A 20,026-nucleotide genomic window follows, 5' to 3' on the forward strand; every position below is an offset into this window, starting at 1 on the left:
TCCTAGAAACTTAAGATTTTTCATGTGAAATTTTTTATTAATTCTGTTTATTTGATAACGTTGTTATATTATTTTGGGATTAGGATTTGATTTTCGTAAGTTTTTTATATGATTTGTGAACAGAACTATTAAACAAGATGTGAAAACTCACTAATTTTTGGTGAAATTATTTGATTAGTGTGTTTTTTTCTTGTTTCCTGGATGTTTATTATAAACATCCGGGGTTTTTCGTTCTTTATTATTGTATTGATTTTCTTTATATTGTATTAGTTCTTTAGATGCTTCTTTTACTATAAAATCGATTATTTGCTCTCTTTTCGTTTGCGTTTCAAATATTAGGTCAAATAAGAATAAATAGATGTTTCCCGTTATTTTTGCGAAATTCGACTGATAAATTATTTTTTCATCTTTATTTCTGGGTATTCTTGTTATATTGTTTTCTGCATGATTTTTAATTGTCATTGCTAGGTTATAAACGAATATGTGGGCGTGAAAATCTTGTTCGATTATTGTTCTTCGAATTCCGCTGAAATCTTCGATTTCGATTAAATTTTTTAATCTGTCAAATCCAGTTTCAACTGCCCATCTTTTACCATATAATTCTTTTAAATCTTCTGTTGAGAATTCTTCAGATGTTAAATTTGTTGCAAGTATTTCAGGTTCGTTCTTACCAATATCTACTAATGCTATGCGAATTTCTAATCGCCCCATCTTTCTTGCTTTTTCTTTTAAATTTTCATCATCAAAATGACTTAATCTATTATTTGTTAAATTTATTTTTATAATTTCATCATTAGTCTTCATTTGTTTGATTAAATGTCTAAATACATTTTTTGGTAGTCTTATTAAAAATTTAGAGTTTAAATCAATGGTTTTTGCCATGAGTTCGATTGATGGATATCCTCGATCGTAAATGGTAATTAATTTTGTAATGTTTAATCTTTGTTTTAAGTTCTCTAAATGTTCAATTGCTAAATCTACTTCATTTATTGTTGTTTCAACAATTTTTGCTGTTAAAATATGTTTAGAATGAACGTCTAAAAGACATGAAACTCTTGCACGAATTCTTTTTTCTTTTAACAGGTTTTCATCACCAACAGGGAATTCTTCACGTGTTAAAGTAACATTGGGAAGATCAATAATACTTCCATCACAAGCACTAACAATATATCCTTTAAATTTTGAAAATCCAGAATATTTGCCATATAATTGGTCAATAAAAGATTCATTCATATCAATAAAAACTTTTGGGTCAATGAACATTCTTTGTTTTCCAATTCCTTGGCTAGAAATTGTTTTAAACTTCTTATTCAATCCTATTGTGAAAAATCTAATCGTTTCAATATAAGATGTACAGCTTCTTTGAGAAAGAATAAATGTTGTATACTCTTTTTGAGTCATTTTTCTATCTCTAATAAACTTATTATCTTCAGTTACATATTTTTCAGATATAAAAACATCAAATAAACTGAAAAAATCTTTGACAAATCTATCATAAGAATACATCAATCCAACCCCCAATCAAATAAATTCATGATTAAAAAACTTTAATTACTTATATAAATATATATATAATTAATAATATTTAAAATAAACTATTAATAATTATTAAAATTAGATATAAATAAATTAAAATTAATTAATAAAGTATTAAAATAAATAATAACTGATTAAAGCAAAATAAATCAAAATTAGCAATTTTCAATGAATAAACAATGATAAAAAAAATAAAAAATCTTAAGTTTCTAGGAATGTATTACATTTGTAAAAAATATATAATAAACATTTACATATTAATAACTGATGAATGTTTTTGACAAATTTATAATGGGTGAAACCACAGGCATAAATTGGTGCTTTGAAAATCACCATTTTATCGAAAGGCTCAAAGATAACGGATTAAGTCGCGAATATGTTGTTAACTGCATACTATGTGAAGAACCTATAAATTACGAACACACAGAAAATAATCTATATGCCGTAGTCTACAATGCTCCTTCAAATAAGGATTATAAAGAAATACGAGTGATAATGGCATGCAGCGGCAATTCAATAGATCTTGTAACAGTAATGAGAAATAATGAAACAGCAACCAATCGCCAAAAGAAACAATACCAATCCGATAGGGAAAAAAATATTGAAAAAAAGCGCATAAAAGCACTAGCAAAAAGAAAATGGTAGAGTTAATAAAATTAACTCATTAAACTTTATTAAAATTAAAATTGCAACTTATACCAAATCTAAATAAAACAATTCCATTTGCCCCTCCATTTTTAGCGGCTTTTGCATCTTTTAAAAGAGCCTTATGAGACAATTTTATAGCATTGCTGTCTGAATGGTAAGATTGAAGGCCGCACCAGACTTGGGCTCCATTTGATTGATCGACAAAAGTCCTTGTAACTGAAGTAATCCAAGAAGTATCCTGACCATAATTTCCTTTATAAACCATCGGAAGTAGTGCATCCAAGTATCTGCTGATTTTTGGAACATCTTGACCATAATAATACTCCATCATGCCGGGTTCAGGCATTATAGCTCCTGAAACTATACACTTGGACTTAACTTTATGAACAGATACGCTAGCCTTTTTAACGAAATAATTAATAGCTTTTGTTGAAGTTTTATACAAGTGTGCTGTTCCTCCAAATCGCATATAGTCAAAGTGAATTCCATCAACACCTTTAATTTTAGCATATTTTTTAGCTTCTTTGACTTTCTTATTTAAAAACCAGTATTTTAAAGAACCATCTTTATTAACCGGCCTTACCCATTTTCCATTATTATAGCATACTTGCATCCATAAATGAACTTTAATTCCATATTTATGTGCTTTTTTAATAAATGATACTACAGAAGGTTTTCCATGCTGATATATGGCATGGACATGGAGGAAAATATGTTTAGTTCCTTTTCCAGACAGGCGTTTAAGATTTACTTTTTTCATATGAGAAGACCATAGCCAATAGCCATTGCCTTTAGGCATTTTATTTTTCACATCAATTTTATATGATCCGCTAGAAGAAAGATATGGAAAAGATGTTTTAAAGGAATATTTTACTTTATATTTACCCTTCTTAAGTTTTAAATAGATTTTAGCATTACCGTATGCGTTTGTTTTAACCGTATAATTTTTACCATCAACATTAAATGTAACCCACTGGTTTCCAATAGCATTTCCATTTGAATCAACTAGCTTAACATAAAATAAGCATTTAGAACCTTGGCGATAATTAATATCCTTATCTCCCAATTTAAGTTTGGTTTTAATTAGATCCATAACCATTAATTTTGAAGTTGCAACTGCATTGCTTGTTAAATTATCCCCATCGTGGAAAAATTGGGCAGTGTAGGAACCTTCAGCTAATTTAACATTTAAACTAACTTTACCGTTACTATCAGTGATTTTGTTATATGTTACCCCATTTAAAACAATTTTAACATTTTTAGAAGACAGTGGCGTTCCATTTGATGTTAATATCCCTGTGATTGTTGTGGGAAATGATTTATATCCGACCACATCTGAAGAGGATATTTCAGAAATAGCTATATCCTCATTAGTGTTTGTAGAATTTGTATTTTCAATTATTGAATCGTCAATTTCATTTATTTGAGATTCATTAGTAATTATGCTATCCTCCACTTCAAAAGTACCGGTTACATTATCATTTGCCGATATCGCAGAAGCGGATAAAATAGCCATTAAAATCATTGAAAAGATTAATATTTTATTGTTCATGATTAAACCTCTGCAAAGTCAATATAGTTAATTAAACCATACCTAAATAAGATTACTCCATATGCTCCACCAAGCGCTGCCGCATCTGCATCCCTCATCAGTTCTTTGGCTGAAATCTTTTTAATATTTGAATCTGATTTGTAAGTTTGAAGGCCTGTCCAGATTTTTGCCTTAGCTGATTTTTTAGAAAAGGACTTGGTTACCGATTTAATCCATTTTGAATTGGCATGATAATTCCCTTTATAAACCATAGGGACGATGATATCCAAGTATTTGCCCATTGTGGAGATGTCCTGACCATAATACGTCTTCATTGAAGAGGGTTCAGGCATAACTGCCGCCGATACAATGATTTTCTTATTTACTTTATGGATTTCCTTAGTTGCTTTTTTAGTAAACAAGTTAACTGCTTTTACAGCATTTTTATACTTATAAGCAGTGCCTGGGAAACGTAAATAATCAAAATGAACTCCGGAAACGCCTTTTATCTTGGCATATTTTTTAGCTTCCTTAACTTTTTTATCAATTAGTTTATGATTAATTTTGCCATTTTTAATTGGATTTACCCAACCTCCATCTGAGTTGTAAAATACCTGCATCCATAAATGAACTTTAATGCCTTTGGATTTAGCGGTTTTAATCCATGATTCAACATATTTTTTACCGAATCTTTCAATGCATTTGGAATTCAAGAAAATGTGCTTTGTTGAAATCTTTTTAAGGCTGGTAAAATTAACTTTGCCCATATCAATGGAAAGTAGCCACATTCCATTGTTTCGAGCCTGTTTTGGTTTAACTTTTATTTTAATAGTCTTTGAAGTTTTATTATATATTGAGGTCTTTTTAAATATCGCCTTTACTTTATATGTTCCTGTTTTTAATTTGATTTTAACTTTTGCAATTCCGTTGCCGTTTGTTTTTTTAATATATGTTTTGCCATTTACTTTAAAAGTAACTTTTTTGGATTTGAGCAAGTTTCCACGGGCATCATAAAGTTTGACCTTAAGATAATCGGCTTTTTTATGTCTATAAATTACAGAATTTTCCTTTTTAATTTTGGTAGGAATCCCTTTTATGACCTTAACTTTAGCTTTGCATTTTGCAGAATCAATATTGTCCTCACCATAATAATAGCAGCATATATTATAGGTTCCTTTAGGTTTTTCAATATTAAGACTTGCTCTGCCATTTCTGTTCGTTTTTTTGATATATTTTTTACCATCAATTTTAAAAACTATTTCCCTGCCGGATAATGGAACATCACCAACTGTTAAACAAACTGTGTATTTATTTTTAATCCCAATATAAGCATTATAATTTGAAGCCAATATCTTAGAAGCAGAAGTCGGGATGACAAATATTTTAGTTGAATTTTCACATCCAGCATATCCATCAGAAGAAAACGAGTATTTGACTGTGTATTTTCCAACATCCTTTAAAATCTTAAGTTTTGCAGTTCCATTTTCATCAGTCGTGACATTAGTGACTTGAGAATCCAGAGTGAACTGAACTGATTTATTTGCAACAGGTGTGGAATTTTCATCTGTTAATTGTACAATGAAGTCATTGCCTTTAACAATATTAGTATTGTTGCTTTTAATTGTTGTTTGAATTTCTCTTTGATTGTCCAAAAGTACCTCATCGTCTAAAGAGTCATCAGGAGAATCAACTACATCGGTTTCATTAACTGCACTAACTGCACCTATCATGAAAAATAAGATTAGCACAATTGATAAAATCAATGTTTTGTTCTTCATCGAAATTTTTTCACCACCTCAAATTGAGTGATTAATGGTTTATATAAAAACATATATAAACCTTTTTAATAAGATATTTGGATTGAGATAGCTTAATTTTTAAAAAATAGCTTTAAACAGTATAGAACTAATTAAAAAAAGAACAATGATGATAAAATAAATTTAAATAAGTTGAATTAAAATTTATTTAATAATGAAATTATAAGATTTCAAATCTTGATTTGAAAGAGTATTTAAGAAAAAATAAAAAGTATTTAACTGACAATAAGATATATCAGTTAAATCAAGAGCTATTCATCACCGGTTGCTTCATTTTCTTCAGAAAATAACTGATTCAGCATCCATTCAGCATCATATTCCCTGATGTCGTCATATCCTTGACCAACACCTAAAAACATGATCGGTTTTTTAATAACATGACCAATAGAAAGCGATGCGCCACCTTTACTATCAGCATCGGCCTTGGTAAGAATTACACCATCAATATCAATAGCTTCATTGAATTTTCTGGCCTGTTCGGTTGCATCATTACCAGTGATTGCATCTCCAACGAAAATGACCAAATCAGGTTTGGATACTCTTTTAATCTTTTTCATTTCATCCATAAGATTAGTGTTGGTTTGCATTCTACCTGCAGTATCTATCAAAACCAATTCTTTGCCTTGAGCACATGCATGTTCAACTGCATCATATGCAACGGCCGCAGGATCAGATCCCTTCTGGTGTTTGATGATTTTAACACCGACATTATCGGCATGATGAGTTACTTGTTCAATAGCCCCTGCCCTAAATGTATCTGAAGCGGCAATGACTGGAGTGTAACCTTTTTTTAAGTAATAATTAGCCAGTTTACCAATAGTGGTGGTTTTGCCTGTACCATTAATTCCAACAAACATTACCACTAATGGCTTCCTCTGTGCTTTTTTTTCTTCAAGCATTTCAGTAATTGATTTTGCAGGAATATCAATTATCTCGGAAATTGCATCTCTTAAGGCATAATAAACATATTCAGTAATATCATTGCTTCTTTTGATTTTTTTACCTATAAGATCCTCTTTAACGCTTTCTACAACCTCAGTTGCAACCTCCATTGCAACATCTCCCTGCAGCAATTCCATTTCAAGTTCAAATAGAATATCATCAACATGTTTTTCCTGAATGGTTTTTTCACGTACAAAAGAAAACATTCCACCTTTAGCTTCGCCGTCAACAGATTCAACAGGTTTTTTATCCCTTTTCCAGAAGTGAGATTTTTCCTCATCAACTTCCTCTTCAAAAATCTCCTCTTCCACTTCTTCAGGAATTTCACCAGCACCAGAGAGTGAATTTTCTTCCTCTTCTTCATTATTACGTCCAAATGAGAAAAATGAGAATCTGTCACCTGATTCTTCTTCGATATTGTCTTCATTTTTTGCTTCTTCAACAAGTTCTTCTTCTAATTTTTCACTTGTTTTTGAAAGTTTCTTTTTTAGTGATTCGAACAAAACTAACACAACCTGTTAAAATGTGAATATTAATAGTAAGTTTATCATTTATATTAAATAAATGGTTTTATAAAAAAAAGTGAAAAAAGATAATTTAACCCATTTGGGTCGTATTACCTTGTGCTGCAGCTGCAATTTGCTGTGCTTGAGCTTCAAGATTGCCGGCGATGTCGCTTACCTGTTGTAAATTAGCAAGCATTTTATCCAAACTGTCTTTTAATTCCTCTTTTTGTCCGGATAATATTTCACGAGCACCTTCGGCATCTTTTTTAACTGCAATTCCTGCACCGATACTGACAATGATTTCGTCAGTGCTTTTTAATTCTCCTTTAACAAAAGAACCGGCACCAACAGGTACAAATGCTTCAACAGATTCCTTACCTTCAATATCATCTAATGTAGTAAATAGTGCATCCACTTCACTAATAGAAGCCTGTATTAATTCAATTTGTTGTTGAATTAAATCTGCTTGTTGCCTATATACATTGATTTCATTAACAAGACTGTTTAATCTTTGTTGATCTTCCATGCCAATCCCCCAATGCAGTTATAAAATTTCTTTAACGACTGGGTCTATAACATCTTCAGGAGCAATTTCTTCAATTGATTTGATTGAAATTTGATTCCTGTTGATACCATGTTTACTTCCAAAATTAGAATAGATCTTGTCTTCTATATCACTTTCACAAGTTGCTTTGTATTCTTTAGTAAATCCATGGTATTCATCACCCATTACAAAAGTACCTTTAACTCTGTAAATTTTTGTTATCATATAAAATCCCTCATGATTATATTAATTAAAAATCATCTAAAAAGCCTAACGCTTCCTCAACTCTAGCCATTTCAGGACCAGTACTGCCTTTAGCGACTATTGCACCCTTGGAATTGCCAATAGTGCAGGCGCCTACTAATGGAATACCTCTTCCAACAGTACCTATATCTCCTTCAACACCAAATACTTCACGAGCGAAGTTAACTTCAGATTGCAGGGCGCTTGAACTGATTAGGAAACCCTTATTAGTTACTTTAATCAGTGAACCGATAATGTCACTTCCAACAATATGGGAAGTTTTAACATCAACATCTAAAGTTTCTTCAAGGACCTCAATAGCCTCGCCTTCCAAAAACGGACTAGCTATTGCACCATTATCGTTTGCGGCAACAATATTTCCAACTGCAGTATAAGTGCCCGGAATTGTAGCAACGTTTAAGCCCATATCCCTGAATTGTTTAACTTCTCTATCCAAAACATGTGGGGAAACAACAATACCATTTGAATTAGCTACAGATAAAGATCCTATAAGGCTTGACCCTGAAATAGAAGATTTTAGTACCTCAACATCCAATGTTTCCTTAATAATATCTACTTTATCATCTAAAAGATTATAAGGAACAATTGCTAAATTATCGGTTGCTGTGATAAAAACTCCCACATTCGGATTTCCTACAATATCTACTCTTTTTAACATATTGTTACCTCACATTAATTATTGTGTGTCTATTCAGCTAAAGTAGCTTTTACAACACCATCATCATCTTTAACTGCTTTTACAGTGATTTTTGAAGGTATTTTTTGAATACCCCTTTCCCAAATAGCATGATTAATAGATTCGTCGATTTTAACTTCACTAGCTTTCATGTGTTTGGTTAAGAAATTTTTAATTTCCCTAATAGCTCTAGGAGCCCTGATAGTCCTTTTGACTTCTTTCACATTTCTAAGTGGAATTGTGTAAACTCTTTCCATAATTACCCCTCTTATAACTTAAGACTGTTTCTTCTCCAATGTCTAGGTTTAGGCCTGTATCTAAGTTTACGGTTAGTTTTAGCATAAGCCCAAATTGGAATTCTCCTATTTTGTTTATTTGCTTTTGCCATTCTTAATTTTTTAGCTAATGGTTTATTTCTACTCATTTTCTCACCTTAATAATAATTATTGTTTATATCCTATAACACGAGTTTGATAATGCACCGGGAATATGTCTAGAGAATTTCCCCCCATATCATCAATCATGGACCTTATCTCAACCTCAAAATCCGAACTATTGTCTTTGCTAGATTTCTCTTTTGAAATTTCAAATAAATTTTGCGTGATTAATCTGATTGATTTGTGACCAAAACTGTCTAAATTAATATATTGTACATCAAATCTATCTTCAAGACTTTTAATTTGATTGATATTTAATTTTGGAGTTCTATCATCTCGTCTTGTCCCATCTGCTATAATATCATGATTTTTAGCAAGTTCCTCAACTGTTTTTTCGTGGATGTATTTTATTCCATCATTTGGAAATCCATCTTCCAAGATTTTCTCACATGTTTCTTCTAATATGCTCCTATTCATTTTAAAAACATTGTGCTTAAAACCTAAAGACTTAGCGGATTTTGATGCAGGAACATACGAATCATAAACACCGAAGTTAGCCGTGTATAATTCAACGTCAAGACCCAGTCTTTTAAGCATGACCGCAACAAAAGATGAATCTTTACCACCGCTATATAAAACAGCTGCAGACATGATATTATTTCCTTGTAATCTTAATTTCTCTTTTTTGACCAGCAATTTGTCTAAGCAAGACCTTTAACTGTTCATCAGTGACTTTTCCTCTTAAGCTTCCAGCTTGCGCTGATTGAATCAATTGAAGTTCGATTTGATTAACCAACTCAGGTTTGGTTAATTTAAGATTGGCCAATCTTTGACGAGCTTCAGGAGTCATGATTTGACCTAAGATTTGTTTTTTCTGAGCTTCGAATTGTGCTTGAGCTTCATGCTGTTGAGCTTGAGCCATAGCTTGTTGTTGAGCTTGGTTTTGTGCAGCAGCTTGCTGAGCTTGCAATTCAGCCATTCTTTTTTGACGAATTTCATCTAAATCGCTCATATCAAACTCTCCTAATATAATTAATATTTTGCAAGTTCAGGAATGTCTTTAATTATTTCTCCGGAAATTTTATCTAAAAAGGATCTTCCTTGAGGAGTGACAACTCTTCCACCTTTTACTTTTTCCACATATCCTGCATTTTCAAGTTGATGAAGTGCAGTTCTAATAATAGATCCGCTACCTTTCCTAAATGCTTCAGGGCGTACACCACGGTCTTTTTTACCACCGTAGAAAGTTCTTAAACTTGAAACACCAACAGGTCCATCAATGTAAACTCTTCTGATGATTGAAGCAGTTCTTATAAACCACCAATCAACATTTTCTGGTTTTCTTTCCTTGTGAACACCGGTTCTAACAAAATTGGACCATGCAGGAGACTCTATCTTATCATTTTCTTTAAATTCTTCTGCGACTTTTTCAATTAATAAATCTGCAGGTACATCAAATACAGTAGTCATATTAATTCTCCAATATTTTTTATTGTAGCTTAATCCACTGTAAACTTAAGACCTAAAAAAATAGGGCCTGTAACTCTAAATTTATAATGTTTAAGGCTTTTTCTTGTAAATAACAGCAACGTGTCCTCTAACGTCTATGAGCTTGGCTTTAGTTTTAGTGACAATTTCGTCGATGTATTTATCTTTATCGCGAGCGATATTTTTTGCAAATTTAAGTTTAACAATTTCATTAGCTTTAAGTTGACGTTTGATTTCTTCAATAACATTATCATTAACGCCTGATTTGCCAATGTTAATTGTCATCGCATTAAGAGCTCTATTCATCATTTCCTTCTTTTCTTGACTCATATTTAGCTCTCCTTTTAAACTTTTTCTCCTTTTTATAAGGAATCTTCATTACATGACCGCATTCACCACAAAAAATGTTAACCTCCTCGTTAACGAGCCGGACGGTGCAATTGCGACCAGGCTGTAGAAAGGATTTGCAACTCTTACAATACCTTCTTGACCATTCTTCAGGTATTTTGGTATTGTACTTAGTAGACAATTTAAGTGCTAATTCGACATAACGATTGGATCGCTCAGGATGGTTGATGAATTCCATCTCAGCACGGTTAAAAAGAATATTCATTCTCTCAATCGCTATTTCAATCATCCACTTTGGTCTTTTTCCTCTACTCAAAAATATCCTCCCTTAAAATGTAGGATATAATATTCAAAATTGAATTAAAATGATTTGCGCAAATTAAAACAAAAACCATAGTTAAAATAACCTTAGGTTAATATGAATATTAAGAATAATTATGTTTATTACTATTAATAAAGGTTGTGAATTTGAGACAATTCAGTACCTTCAAAAACTTGGATGATGGATTATTTTTTTGATTAATTGGAGTGTTGGCAGAAATTATTTGATTTTGAACATTTTTTCATTTTCAAAATTCTGAAAAGCTGACCATGAAATTAAATCTGCCATCTGCAAACCTTTATAATGCATTGAATCCTCATGTTATATATTAATAGGTTGCTTTTGAATATTATTCAAACTGTTTAAAAAGATATCATTGAAATTATCAATTTCTTCTTGCTTGTTTTTTGACCTGTCAATGAATATGAAAGTGGATTTATCGATATTAATTAATTCCGCCAGCTTTGAAGCTAAAATGTCATACACTTCCTTGTTGTCATATTCATAACCTATTTTATATCTGTTTAATTTGTCGAAAACGATTATGAAAACCTCATAATCAATGTTTTTTAACTTTTTGAGGATTTTGATTTTTAATTCATAGGATAAGTTTCCGCCCTTGATTTCAGCAGAAATTAACATTTTCTTTCTAGAGAACCTTCGGATTTTCTTAATTATCTTATCTAACTTCTTGAATCCTCAACTTTAATGACAGCCATGATAAAATACTTTGAACTACCTTGTTTAGTTCCCAAATCACCGCTTTCATCAATATAAATATAAGACGTGTTTAAAACCAGATATAATTATTTTAATAACACTATTACTCTAAAACACAACAATAACTTATTGTGCAATTAACCAATCCATAAAGTCAACACTGCCAACTGGATAATCTCCGCCATTAGCAATCACATCTTCAATTAGTCCAATTGCTTCACTAATTTCTAAATCACTAATATCCAACTCAAAGACTTTATCACCATATTTTTCATAGCTTTCAGCTGAACAAACCCCAAGTGTTTCTGCTTCTAGGTTTTCACGGATTTTTGAGGCGGAATAATTTCTTGCTTTAAGTCTTGACTCTAAAATTTCTGGACGTACCCTCAAAACGATTACCTTATCTGCCCCATCACATAAATGTGAGAGGTGGCCTTCACAAATTACCACACCTTCACAATCTTTAGTGATATCAGATATATGCTCGCTTAATCTTGGAATGTCAATGATCTTATATCCTTTATCCTCATCAATACCCAATAAAAAACCATTGTTTATTGCAACATCGTTTATTTTAATTAAGTGCCCATTTAATTTAGAGGCAATTGTTGTTTTGCCGACACATGGTGTGCCGGTTATAAAAATAGTTGTCATGATTATTTCTTTAAAATTACACGCAAAATATCTTCATCATCAAGTACATGATCAGGACCTACTTTTTGACCAGGGAATTTAACAGAAGTTCCCCATACCTTGGCATGTCTAAAGTTTTTGACGAACTCGCGGTGAAGTTTGCCGCAGGCATCAATAACAGTGGAACCTTTTTTAATAACCAATGGATCTTTCATGTCAGCTTTACGTCCTTGTGGTTTTAAATAAATCCGCACCAAATCAAGATTATCAAAGATAATGTCTTTTAACTCATCAATGTTAGTGTTTTTATCTGCGGAAATTGGAATGAAATCCGGAATATACTTCTTTAATTCATCAATATATGCATTATCGACCAAATCTACTTTGTTAAGTAAAATTAACATTGGAACGTATGATTTGTTGCGGTCCAATACATCAATGAACTGATCCATACTTACATCATCACGGAAGAGCACATCAGCGTTAATATATCCATACTCGTTGAGGATTGATCTGATTGTTTTTTCATCCAATTGAGTTAGTTTGCAGGTGGATGAAACTTTAACCCCGCCCAGCTTTTTCCTTTTAACTGTGACATCAGGCGGTTGTTCATTCGGTCTAATGCCGATGACCCTAAGTTCTTTTAGAATAACATCCAGGTGTTGTGGATTAAGTGTATCGAGAACAACTAAAATTAAATCTGCAGTTCTTGCAACTGAAAGGATTTCCTTACCTCTACCTTTACCGCTGCTGGCTCCTGTAATAATACCTGGAATATCAAATACTTGTATTTTGGCATTTTTATGCTCCATTACACCAGGTACAATATCTAAGGTGGTGAACTGATAAGCTCCAACCTTACTTTCTGCATTTGTGATGTTGTTTAATAATGTTGATTTACCAACAGATGGAAACCCTACAAGCACTACTGTCGCATCACCAGTTTTCTTAACATGGAATCCTTGACCTTTAGACCCTCCACTGCTTCTCTGTAGAGATTCTTCTTTTAACTTGGATAATTTAGCTTTAAGCTTACCAATATGATGTGAAGTAGCCTTATTATAAGGTGTTTTTTGAATTTCTTCCTCAATATCTTTAATCTTCTCCTCAATACCCATGTACGAAAACCTCTAAAAAAATTAGTCAATCTAAATAGTATATTAGATTATTATAATATAAATAAATTTAAAAAAATAAGAAAAAAAGTAGTTAAATAAATTAACTACCTGCTTTTGTATTATTGAAGTTTACTTTGAATAACATTACACCGCTTTCAGTGTGTACTGGCTCAAATATTTTTTGGCCCGAACCTCCAAGTAGGTATAACTTAGTAAACATGGAATCGGTAAGTTCATTACTCATCAAGATTGGAGTATACTCGTTATTTTGTGCCATTACAAACAAAGTATAATTACCATCACTAGCACCTTTAATGGATTCATTCTTCATAACATATCCGTTTTCGATTAAAATTAACTTGGATGCTTTTAATGGATTATATTCACTACCATTAACTTCAATTGGTTTGCCTGTGTCGGTGTAAACTGATTCAACATGAACATTGGTAGTGTTATTGCCGTTACCCCTTTCAATTACAGCATTTACTGTCATGCCTTGGTCTTCAAGTAATCGTACCTTAGCAGAATGTCCTGCAGTTACTTTCGCTGAATCATATGGCACATAGTAGTTGTAGTTTTCGGAAGATTGGTTTTTAAAGTTCCATGCACCAAAGTAACTCCACCATCCAGCTTTTTGAAGCATGTCTGAAGATGCGACAAATATCACAGGCCTTATCTTGCTTGGGTGAGTATATTTAACCGTTTGTTTAGCTTCAGCTGAAGTCAAATCATATTTACTGATTAATGTTTTTTGAGCATTTTCTTTAGTCATTGGCAGAATATCTATAAGTATCTTGGTTGTTTTACCTGTGCTGCCTGTTACATTTACTAAATACTCATCGGCCAAGGTACCGGTTGAATCCAGCATTCTAAATATGCCTGCAGACAATTCTAAATCCCCAGTAGTCATAGCCTGACCCAGCCAGAAAGCGCGTTCCCCTGACTGGGAACCTCCATCGAATGTTACCTGTCTATCAGCAGCAACCTCAAAGAGGTAACCAAAGTCCCACCAGGATGTAAGTACAGTATCTTTAGGTTGAGTTTCATTAACCCATTCAAGTGCATTCCACATGTAATCATTTGTACCCGGAACAACATTTTCTGAAGTTTGATAAGCTCCGCAGACAACAGGAGTAATTAATGCAAGTACTACAACACAGATTAACACATATTTTTTAACCGGAACATAATTTTTATCTGCAGAGTTAGATTTAAGAGCATAAATACTAACTAAACCGATGGCAGCAATTGCAGCAAATGCTAAAATACCATAAGTCTTGTTGATTGTTGCAAGTGGCACACCCACTAAAAATCCGCAGAATGCTGTGCTTACTGCTAACAATTTATCATTGTTAAGTCTGAATTTAATATAATCATAAGCATAACCAACAAATACTCCTGCTAAAAGTGCAAACGGCAATACGATTGTGGTAATAAATCTTGAACCTTGGTTAACCGCTAAAGCAGTTACTACTACCCATACAACAAATAATGTTGCATATAATACGGTTAAACGTTTATTTGATAAAATTGGATCGTCCCCACCGAATTTTAAATCGGTAAGTGCAAGTTTGAATTTGCGACTGTCATCTAGTTTTTTAGCTGCAGATAATCTTTGACCTTTTTGAGGCTTTTCATTAACAACAGGTCTTTGACTTGAATTTCTGAATTTCCAAGCCCTTATAACTAAAATGACCAATACTGCAAGAGCTGCAAAGAATACTGCAATACCTCCGATACCATTTATGAAACCTTCGGTGTTTGCTAAAAACATTGAAGTCATTCCAGAACCTAACATATTAGGTGCTTGCATCTCTGCAACAGAAATGAGTACATTCGGGAATCCTCCTACAACAACAGATGCAGATTGTAAGCTTAATAAGCTAAATACTCTTGAAAATATTCCTAAAACACCACCAACACCTTTAAATATTGCAAGACCTGCAAAACCGACAATACCCATAAGTACAATAGACTGCAGTTCTTTATTATGAATCAGCCATTGACCTTTACTGTCATATAATTCTTTATCCTCATCAACCTTGAATATGAATGTTGCAATTAAATATATTACTGCAAACAATCCCATCATCGCAACGTAAAAGATCCATCCTGTCCATTGAATAGAAAATAGTCCGATTGAGATAATTGAAAGTGCTGCAAAGACTACTTTCCAAATCCAATTATCACTTCTAATTGATTCTACAAAGAAGAATATGAATAAAAGTGAAAATATGTAATAGAACATATCTGTATCGAAAAATCCTGGGAACGTGTGCGCAAAGTAGTTCGGAGCAAGCGCAATAATCAATGTTGCAACTATTGCCCCATAATCGTTAGTTATCCTTCTTGAAAATATAAATGCCGGAATTACACATAATGTTGATATAATCGCTCCTGTCCAAAATGCAACTTCTTTAACGGAGTAATCTCCAAAGAAAGTATTAACTACACCATGTAACCATGATGTCAAATAGACAATACCCAACTCATAATCAATTTCATTTCCTGTTGGGGCATACCTATGCATATCCCATTCACTACCATTTATAATTTTATCTCCCACATAACCATGATCTACATAATCATTAGTCAACCTGTAGTTATAATATGAATCCATTTCACTGAAATAAGGAAGACCAGATGAATCGGTGTATAAAGCTTTACCTTCATCATCAAAGTAATGTAAATCAGCTGCAGGAACTTTTAATGCAAAAACAACAGCTAAAAGAATTAAAACAATGATAATTCCTTTACCTACTGTTAATAAAGTTTCTCTGTTCATTAAAATCCTCTGTCTAATTTATTATTAATTTAAAATCAAAATTATAAGAAAATAAAAATAATTTCAAGCAATGTGAAAAAATATTTTTATTGAGTTATATATTTAACTTTACTATTATTAAAAGATTATGTAATCCCACACGGCTCTTTCAAAAACTTGTGTGATTTTTTTCTTTTTCATTATTTATGTTCCAATAATTTAGTTTTAGCATGAATCTTGTTAAAAGTCCTTGTTTTATCTTCATTGTTCTTTTTATATGTTTTGGGAATACTTTTTGGAAGATGTTTTCGATTTTATTGTTTGTTGATGGAATATTCGTGTTTTCAAGGTGGTTCGTTAATTTTTTAAAGTTGGGAATGATGAATTTCCATAGGATTTTGTATTGTGAAGTTGTTTGGAGGGTATTTTTTTATCAATTAACATGTCACGTAGTTTTTTAGCATCATCGAGTGTTTCTGCATCCAATATTTTTATAAATGTCTTGTTTTAATTCTGTTAAGATTTCTTTTTCTTCATCTGTTAGTTGGTTTTTATTAAAATAGTCTTTAAATCTTTTTATGTTTTGTTTCACGTGAAATTTGCAGAAATGATGTTTTACTTTTAGTTTATCTATTGCTTCTCGATATTCATGTTTTAAGTCTGTTTCCTATTGATATTTTTCTTTTGATTTCTTAGTGATTCGTTTAAGAATTGATAAATGGTCTTGGAATCTTCTGATTCGACTAATTTGACTGAAACTAAAGTATTCAGTTTAACGTCGAATAATGCTAAAAATATAATATCCAAATCCCATTAATTTTAACCCAAAGACTGTCGAATAAATAATAAACCATAAATAAGTCCAATTTGGATAGTTAAATTGATAATTTGAGTTTTAATAATATGTTTTCTATGCTTTGGTGTGAGATTTCGATGTTGTGTTGATTTTTTAAGTCAAATCGTATTTTGTGGGAGCCCTGCACCATAAAATTTGATATAAATTTTCAATACACTCAACAACCAGTAATGTAATATTAGAATTAGAATAAACAAGTGAAGATAAATTAGTATATAAAAAAAACTTTACCGCATTTTTTTGCATTTATATTTTTGAATAGTACAAATTTGTTCTCCAATTCTTAAAAAAATATTAGTTTCCTTTCGTAAGTTCCATTTTTAACAGCATCTTTTGATTTACAACTTGGATAAAATACTAATTCTATTTTTCAAAATAAGTTTTTTCCTCTTTTTTTCCAGTCTAATATAGATTATCAGCAATATTTTTCACAACCAAATCGAGAAAGATCATCATATTGACGGAATTCAGAAAAAACTCTGGAATAAAATCGGAAAGTTTATATTCTTTTAACTCCATACAATCATATGGAGCTTTAATATTCTTATTAGACATATTAATATTTAAGTTCCACCTTATATATTAATTCTACTACTTTTAAATTAAAAATAAAGAAAAAATTAAACGAAAAAATTTCGTGACTCAAAAACTAGTAAAAATTCAAATCACACAAGTTTTTGAAAGAGACTCCCACAAAAAATAAGAAAAATTAAAAAAATTTATTTTTTTAATTTGGATTCAAGTTCATCAACTGAACAAGTAAATCTGCATTTTGGAAATCCGCTACAACCAATAAACTCACCATAACGCCCGGAACGTTTAAGAAGTGATTTACCACATTCTGGACATTCTCCAACCTCTTCAGGTTTATATGGTTCGGTTTTTTCCCTACCGCAATTAGGATCAAGACATGCCCTTTGTCTTGGTTTTCCAAATGATATTATTGGCAATCCACACTTCTCACATTTCTTTTTAAGGAAATTAGTTCCTTTTGGAATAGAATAAATTGTGGTGCAATCCGGATAATTAGCACATCCAACAAAAGAACTTTTAGTTTTTGGAGAATAACGTTTCACAAGATTTCCTCCACAATTAGGACAAGTTCCAACAATGTTGCTTTCTTGATAAGACTCATATAATTTAGTTCCGATTTCTTTAGAATTTTTAGAAATATCCCCTAAAATTATAGTAACTTCTTTTTCTCCTTCTTTTATGATGTCTTGTCTTGAAGAAGTGTTTTTATCAATTCCATCAAGTTTGTTTTCAAATGAACGAGTAAGCTCTTCTGAAGTTAAATCATTACAATAAGTACTTAAAGTATCAATCATGTTAGTTCCAAGCTGATTAACCTCAATTTGCTTATCTCCAGTTATGTATTTTCTATCATAAAGCTTATCAATGATATCTGCACGAGTTGCTTTAGTACCCAGTTCTCTTTTTTCAAGTTCTTTAATTAAAGATGCTTGATTATATCTTGCAGGAGGTTTAGTTTCTTTTTCATCAGCAATTAATTTTAAAACTTTAACTACATCCCCTTCCTTAATATCTGGAAATTCGTCATTATCAATATTTCTAAAAGGATAATGCTCCATCCACCCTTTATGAGTAACCCTTCTTCTTTTAAATCTGAATTTTTCACCTTCAATTTCTAAAGTAGTATTCATTGTTTCAAATTTAGCCGCTTCAAAAAATACTGAAATAAACCTATAAACAATTAAATTGTAGATTTTACGATCATCTTTAGATAATCCTTGTGGCAAAATGCCAGTTGGATGGATTGCAGGGTGAGCTGCATCTTCTTTTTTACCATTGTTTGGTTTTATTTTAGAAGGTAATTGATCTATGTGTTGCTTGAACTCATTATCCCCAGATAATTGTTTAAATATGCTTTTAAAATCAAGACTTTCAGGCAATTTTTGAGAGGAAGTACGTGGATAAGATGTATAACCTGAAGTATAGAGATTTTGAGCTATAACCTGTGTTTTTTTAGGTGAAAATCCAAATACATTATAAGCTTCGCTTTGAAGGCCTCCTAAGTTAAATGGAACTGGTGGTTTGGTTGTTGAGTTAAATAAAGAAATTTTAGAAACAGTTGCATCTTTTCCTCTGCATTTACTCATTATCTCTTCTGCACGGGTTTTATCAAATATTTTGCCATCAACATGATTGATTTCAATGTTGTCATCCTCAGAACCATTGATTAATGCTCTAATCAACCAATAAGGTTCAGGTATAAACTCTTTAATTTCGTTTTCACGCTCAACAAGAATAGATAATGTAGGTGTTTGCACACGTCCCGCTGATAATTTTAAAAATCTATGTTTAGCATCACTTACAGACTTCATTAAAGCTTTTGATATATTTACACCAAAATAATAGTCTAAAACATGCCTTGCAATACCAGTATCAACCTGATTCATGTCTAAATCGATTCTATTGTCATATGCTTCTAAAAGATCTTTTTTGGTTAAAGTGGAAAATTTCATTCTTGTGATTTTGCTGAGGTTTTCTTGACCACAGGCATATTTTAAAGCATTATAACCAATTAAGGTTCCTTCTGTATCATAATCACAAGCATGTATATAAGATTCGGCATTCTTACCTAATTTTTTAATAGCTCTTACATAATCTTTAGTAAATCCACTTCCTTTTTTGTTTACCTCATATGCTGGAGCCCAATGAAGGTCAAAATAAACTTTATCTTTTGGATTATCTGGTGTTAGTGAGTAAAGATGCCCAACAGCAGATACCACAGTAATATCTTTTGAATCTTTCTTTAATTCCCAATATTTAACTTTTTTATTATATATTTTCTTTTTAGCACTTGGAGAAAGTGCTTTTGCTATTTTTTCAGCTGATGTTGGCTTTTCACAAACTATTACTTCATGCATTATACTCGTACCTTTCCTCAATTTTTATTAAATATATTTTAAAGA

The 20,026-nt window shown here is 31.6% G+C and carries 21 protein-coding genes; 1 reads left to right on the forward strand and 20 read right to left on the reverse strand.

What is annotated here, in order from left to right:
- Nucleotides 1-174: 174 nt before the first annotated feature.
- Nucleotides 175-1,506 carry an IS4 family transposase gene (locus tag Q9969_RS08225; protein WP_305515857.1) on the reverse strand — a complete coding sequence of 444 codons (1,332 nt, stop codon included), beginning with the start codon at nucleotides 1,504-1,506 and terminating at the stop codon, nucleotides 175-177.
- A 297-nt stretch (nucleotides 1,507-1,803) separates the two neighbouring features.
- On the opposite strand from Q9969_RS08225, the gene Q9969_RS08230 reads away from it, so the two are divergent.
- Entirely contained in the window at nucleotides 1,804-2,181 is a 378-nt protein-coding gene (locus tag Q9969_RS08230) for a DUF4258 domain-containing protein (protein WP_305515074.1), read from the forward strand.
- 19 nt (nucleotides 2,182-2,200) lie between these two features.
- Here Q9969_RS08230 and Q9969_RS08235 read toward each other — a convergent pair whose 3' ends face one another.
- The 19 genes from Q9969_RS08235 to topA all read right to left on the reverse strand — a co-directional run bounded on the left by Q9969_RS08235 (nucleotide 2,201) and on the right by topA (nucleotide 19,981).
- Nucleotides 2,201-3,736: a putative glycoside hydrolase gene (locus Q9969_RS08235; RefSeq protein WP_305515077.1), complete on the reverse strand. Its 1,536-nt coding sequence runs from the start codon at nucleotides 3,734-3,736 to the stop codon at nucleotides 2,201-2,203.
- 2 nt (nucleotides 3,737-3,738) lie between these two features.
- Entirely contained in the window at nucleotides 3,739-5,493 is a 1,755-nt protein-coding gene (locus tag Q9969_RS08240) for a putative glycoside hydrolase (RefSeq protein ID WP_305556188.1), read from the reverse strand.
- 290 nt (nucleotides 5,494-5,783) lie between these two features.
- Complete coding sequence (gene ftsY, locus Q9969_RS08245) at nucleotides 5,784-6,977, reverse strand: signal recognition particle-docking protein FtsY (RefSeq protein ID WP_305515081.1); 1,194 nt, start codon at nucleotides 6,975-6,977, stop codon at nucleotides 5,784-5,786.
- A 94-nt stretch (nucleotides 6,978-7,071) separates the two neighbouring features.
- Nucleotides 7,072-7,506 (reverse strand): prefoldin subunit alpha, encoded by a 435-nt coding sequence (gene pfdA, locus Q9969_RS08250; RefSeq protein ID WP_305515083.1) that lies wholly within the window; start codon nucleotides 7,504-7,506, stop codon nucleotides 7,072-7,074.
- An 18-nt stretch (nucleotides 7,507-7,524) separates the two neighbouring features.
- Nucleotides 7,525-7,749: a 50S ribosomal protein L18Ae gene (rpl18a, locus tag Q9969_RS08255; protein WP_305515085.1), complete on the reverse strand. Its 225-nt coding sequence runs from the start codon at nucleotides 7,747-7,749 to the stop codon at nucleotides 7,525-7,527.
- 25 nt (nucleotides 7,750-7,774) lie between these two features.
- Complete coding sequence (locus Q9969_RS08260; protein ID WP_305556190.1) at nucleotides 7,775-8,446, reverse strand: translation initiation factor IF-6; 672 nt, start codon at nucleotides 8,444-8,446, stop codon at nucleotides 7,775-7,777.
- A gap of 29 nt (nucleotides 8,447-8,475) precedes the next feature.
- Nucleotides 8,476-8,721 (reverse strand): 50S ribosomal protein L31e, encoded by a 246-nt coding sequence (locus Q9969_RS08265; protein WP_305515089.1) that lies wholly within the window; start codon nucleotides 8,719-8,721, stop codon nucleotides 8,476-8,478.
- A gap of 11 nt (nucleotides 8,722-8,732) precedes the next feature.
- Nucleotides 8,733-8,888, reverse strand: a complete 156-nt coding sequence (locus Q9969_RS08270) for a 50S ribosomal protein L39e (RefSeq protein WP_004032463.1) — start codon at nucleotides 8,886-8,888, stop codon at nucleotides 8,733-8,735.
- A 19-nt stretch (nucleotides 8,889-8,907) separates the two neighbouring features.
- A complete protein-coding gene (locus Q9969_RS08275) occupies nucleotides 8,908-9,492 on the reverse strand; it encodes an asparagine synthase-related protein (protein ID WP_305515093.1) in 585 nt (194 codons plus the stop codon).
- Nucleotides 9,493-9,496: 4 nt separating this feature from the next.
- Nucleotides 9,497-9,853 (reverse strand): DNA-binding protein, encoded by a 357-nt coding sequence (locus Q9969_RS08280; RefSeq protein WP_305556193.1) that lies wholly within the window; start codon nucleotides 9,851-9,853, stop codon nucleotides 9,497-9,499.
- 20 nt (nucleotides 9,854-9,873) lie between these two features.
- Nucleotides 9,874-10,311, reverse strand: coding sequence for a 30S ribosomal protein S19e (locus Q9969_RS08285; protein ID WP_305515097.1), 438 nt, complete (start codon nucleotides 10,309-10,311; stop codon nucleotides 9,874-9,876).
- A gap of 90 nt (nucleotides 10,312-10,401) precedes the next feature.
- The gene (locus Q9969_RS08290) at nucleotides 10,402-10,659 is read right to left on the reverse strand and encodes a YhbY family RNA-binding protein (RefSeq protein WP_305515099.1); all 258 of its coding nucleotides are present in this window, start codon (nucleotides 10,657-10,659) and stop codon (nucleotides 10,402-10,404) included.
- A complete protein-coding gene (locus tag Q9969_RS08295) occupies nucleotides 10,628-10,993 on the reverse strand; it encodes a ribonuclease P protein component 4 (RefSeq protein WP_305515101.1) in 366 nt (121 codons plus the stop codon). The genes Q9969_RS08290 and Q9969_RS08295 overlap by 32 nt, the downstream gene beginning before the upstream one ends.
- 327 nt (nucleotides 10,994-11,320) lie before the next feature.
- Nucleotides 11,321-11,641, reverse strand: coding sequence for a hypothetical protein (locus Q9969_RS08300; protein WP_305556196.1), 321 nt, complete (start codon nucleotides 11,639-11,641; stop codon nucleotides 11,321-11,323).
- Between the two features lie 204 nt (nucleotides 11,642-11,845).
- Nucleotides 11,846-12,376, reverse strand: coding sequence for an adenylate kinase family protein (locus Q9969_RS08305; RefSeq protein ID WP_342766068.1), 531 nt, complete (start codon nucleotides 12,374-12,376; stop codon nucleotides 11,846-11,848).
- Complete coding sequence (locus Q9969_RS08310; RefSeq protein ID WP_305556201.1) at nucleotides 12,376-13,470, reverse strand: GTP-binding protein; 1,095 nt, start codon at nucleotides 13,468-13,470, stop codon at nucleotides 12,376-12,378. The genes Q9969_RS08305 and Q9969_RS08310 overlap by 1 nt, the downstream gene beginning before the upstream one ends.
- A 100-nt stretch (nucleotides 13,471-13,570) precedes the next feature.
- The gene (locus tag Q9969_RS08315; protein WP_305556203.1) at nucleotides 13,571-16,255 is read right to left on the reverse strand and encodes an STT3 domain-containing protein; all 2,685 of its coding nucleotides are present in this window, start codon (nucleotides 16,253-16,255) and stop codon (nucleotides 13,571-13,573) included.
- A 336-nt stretch (nucleotides 16,256-16,591) separates the two neighbouring features.
- Nucleotides 16,592-16,720, reverse strand: coding sequence for a hypothetical protein (locus Q9969_RS08320; protein ID WP_305555826.1), 129 nt, complete (start codon nucleotides 16,718-16,720; stop codon nucleotides 16,592-16,594).
- 1,089 nt (nucleotides 16,721-17,809) lie between these two features.
- Nucleotides 17,810-19,981, reverse strand: coding sequence for a DNA topoisomerase I (topA, locus tag Q9969_RS08325; protein WP_305556205.1), 2,172 nt, complete (start codon nucleotides 19,979-19,981; stop codon nucleotides 17,810-17,812).
- Nucleotides 19,982-20,026 lie beyond the last annotated feature (45 nt).

Source organism: Methanobrevibacter sp. V74, assembly GCF_963082495.1.
GTDB lineage: Archaea > Methanobacteriota > Methanobacteria > Methanobacteriales > Methanobacteriaceae > Methanocatella.

Bases quoted from the DNA above. Each gene is read 5' to 3' on its own strand.
- Q9969_RS08270 (WP_004032463.1), bottom strand. From the start codon at position 8,888: ATGAGTAGAAATAAACCATTAGCTAAAAAATTAAGAATGGCAAAAGCA.
- topA (WP_305556205.1), bottom strand. From the start codon at position 19,981: ATGCATGAAGTAATAGTTTGTGAAAAGCCAACATCAGCTGAAAAAATA.
- Q9969_RS08265 (WP_305515089.1), bottom strand. From the start codon at position 8,721: ATGGAAAGAGTTTACACAATTCCACTTAGAAATGTGAAAGAAGTCAAA.
- Q9969_RS08280 (WP_305556193.1), bottom strand. From the start codon at position 9,853: ATGAGCGATTTAGATGAAATTCGTCAAAAAAGAATGGCTGAATTGCAA.
- Q9969_RS08315 (WP_305556203.1), bottom strand. From the start codon at position 16,255: ATGAACAGAGAAACTTTATTAACAGTAGGTAAAGGAATTATCATTGTT.
- Q9969_RS08225 (WP_305515857.1), bottom strand. From the start codon at position 1,506: ATGTATTCTTATGATAGATTTGTCAAAGATTTTTTCAGTTTATTTGAT.
- rpl18a (WP_305515085.1), bottom strand. From the start codon at position 7,749: ATGATAACAAAAATTTACAGAGTTAAAGGTACTTTTGTAATGGGTGAT.
- Q9969_RS08230 (WP_305515074.1), top strand. From the start codon at position 1,804: ATGAATGTTTTTGACAAATTTATAATGGGTGAAACCACAGGCATAAAT.
- Q9969_RS08285 (WP_305515097.1), bottom strand. From the start codon at position 10,311: ATGACTACTGTATTTGATGTACCTGCAGATTTATTAATTGAAAAAGTC.
- Q9969_RS08300 (WP_305556196.1), bottom strand. From the start codon at position 11,641: ATGTTAATTTCTGCTGAAATCAAGGGCGGAAACTTATCCTATGAATTA.
- Q9969_RS08275 (WP_305515093.1), bottom strand. From the start codon at position 9,492: ATGTCTGCAGCTGTTTTATATAGCGGTGGTAAAGATTCATCTTTTGTT.
- pfdA (WP_305515083.1), bottom strand. From the start codon at position 7,506: ATGGAAGATCAACAAAGATTAAACAGTCTTGTTAATGAAATCAATGTA.
- Q9969_RS08290 (WP_305515099.1), bottom strand. From the start codon at position 10,659: ATGAGTCAAGAAAAGAAGGAAATGATGAATAGAGCTCTTAATGCGATG.
- Q9969_RS08235 (WP_305515077.1), bottom strand. From the start codon at position 3,736: ATGAACAATAAAATATTAATCTTTTCAATGATTTTAATGGCTATTTTA.
- Q9969_RS08240 (WP_305556188.1), bottom strand. From the start codon at position 5,493: ATGAAGAACAAAACATTGATTTTATCAATTGTGCTAATCTTATTTTTC.
- Q9969_RS08310 (WP_305556201.1), bottom strand. From the start codon at position 13,470: ATGGGTATTGAGGAGAAGATTAAAGATATTGAGGAAGAAATTCAAAAA.
- Q9969_RS08260 (WP_305556190.1), bottom strand. From the start codon at position 8,446: ATGTTAAAAAGAGTAGATATTGTAGGAAATCCGAATGTGGGAGTTTTT.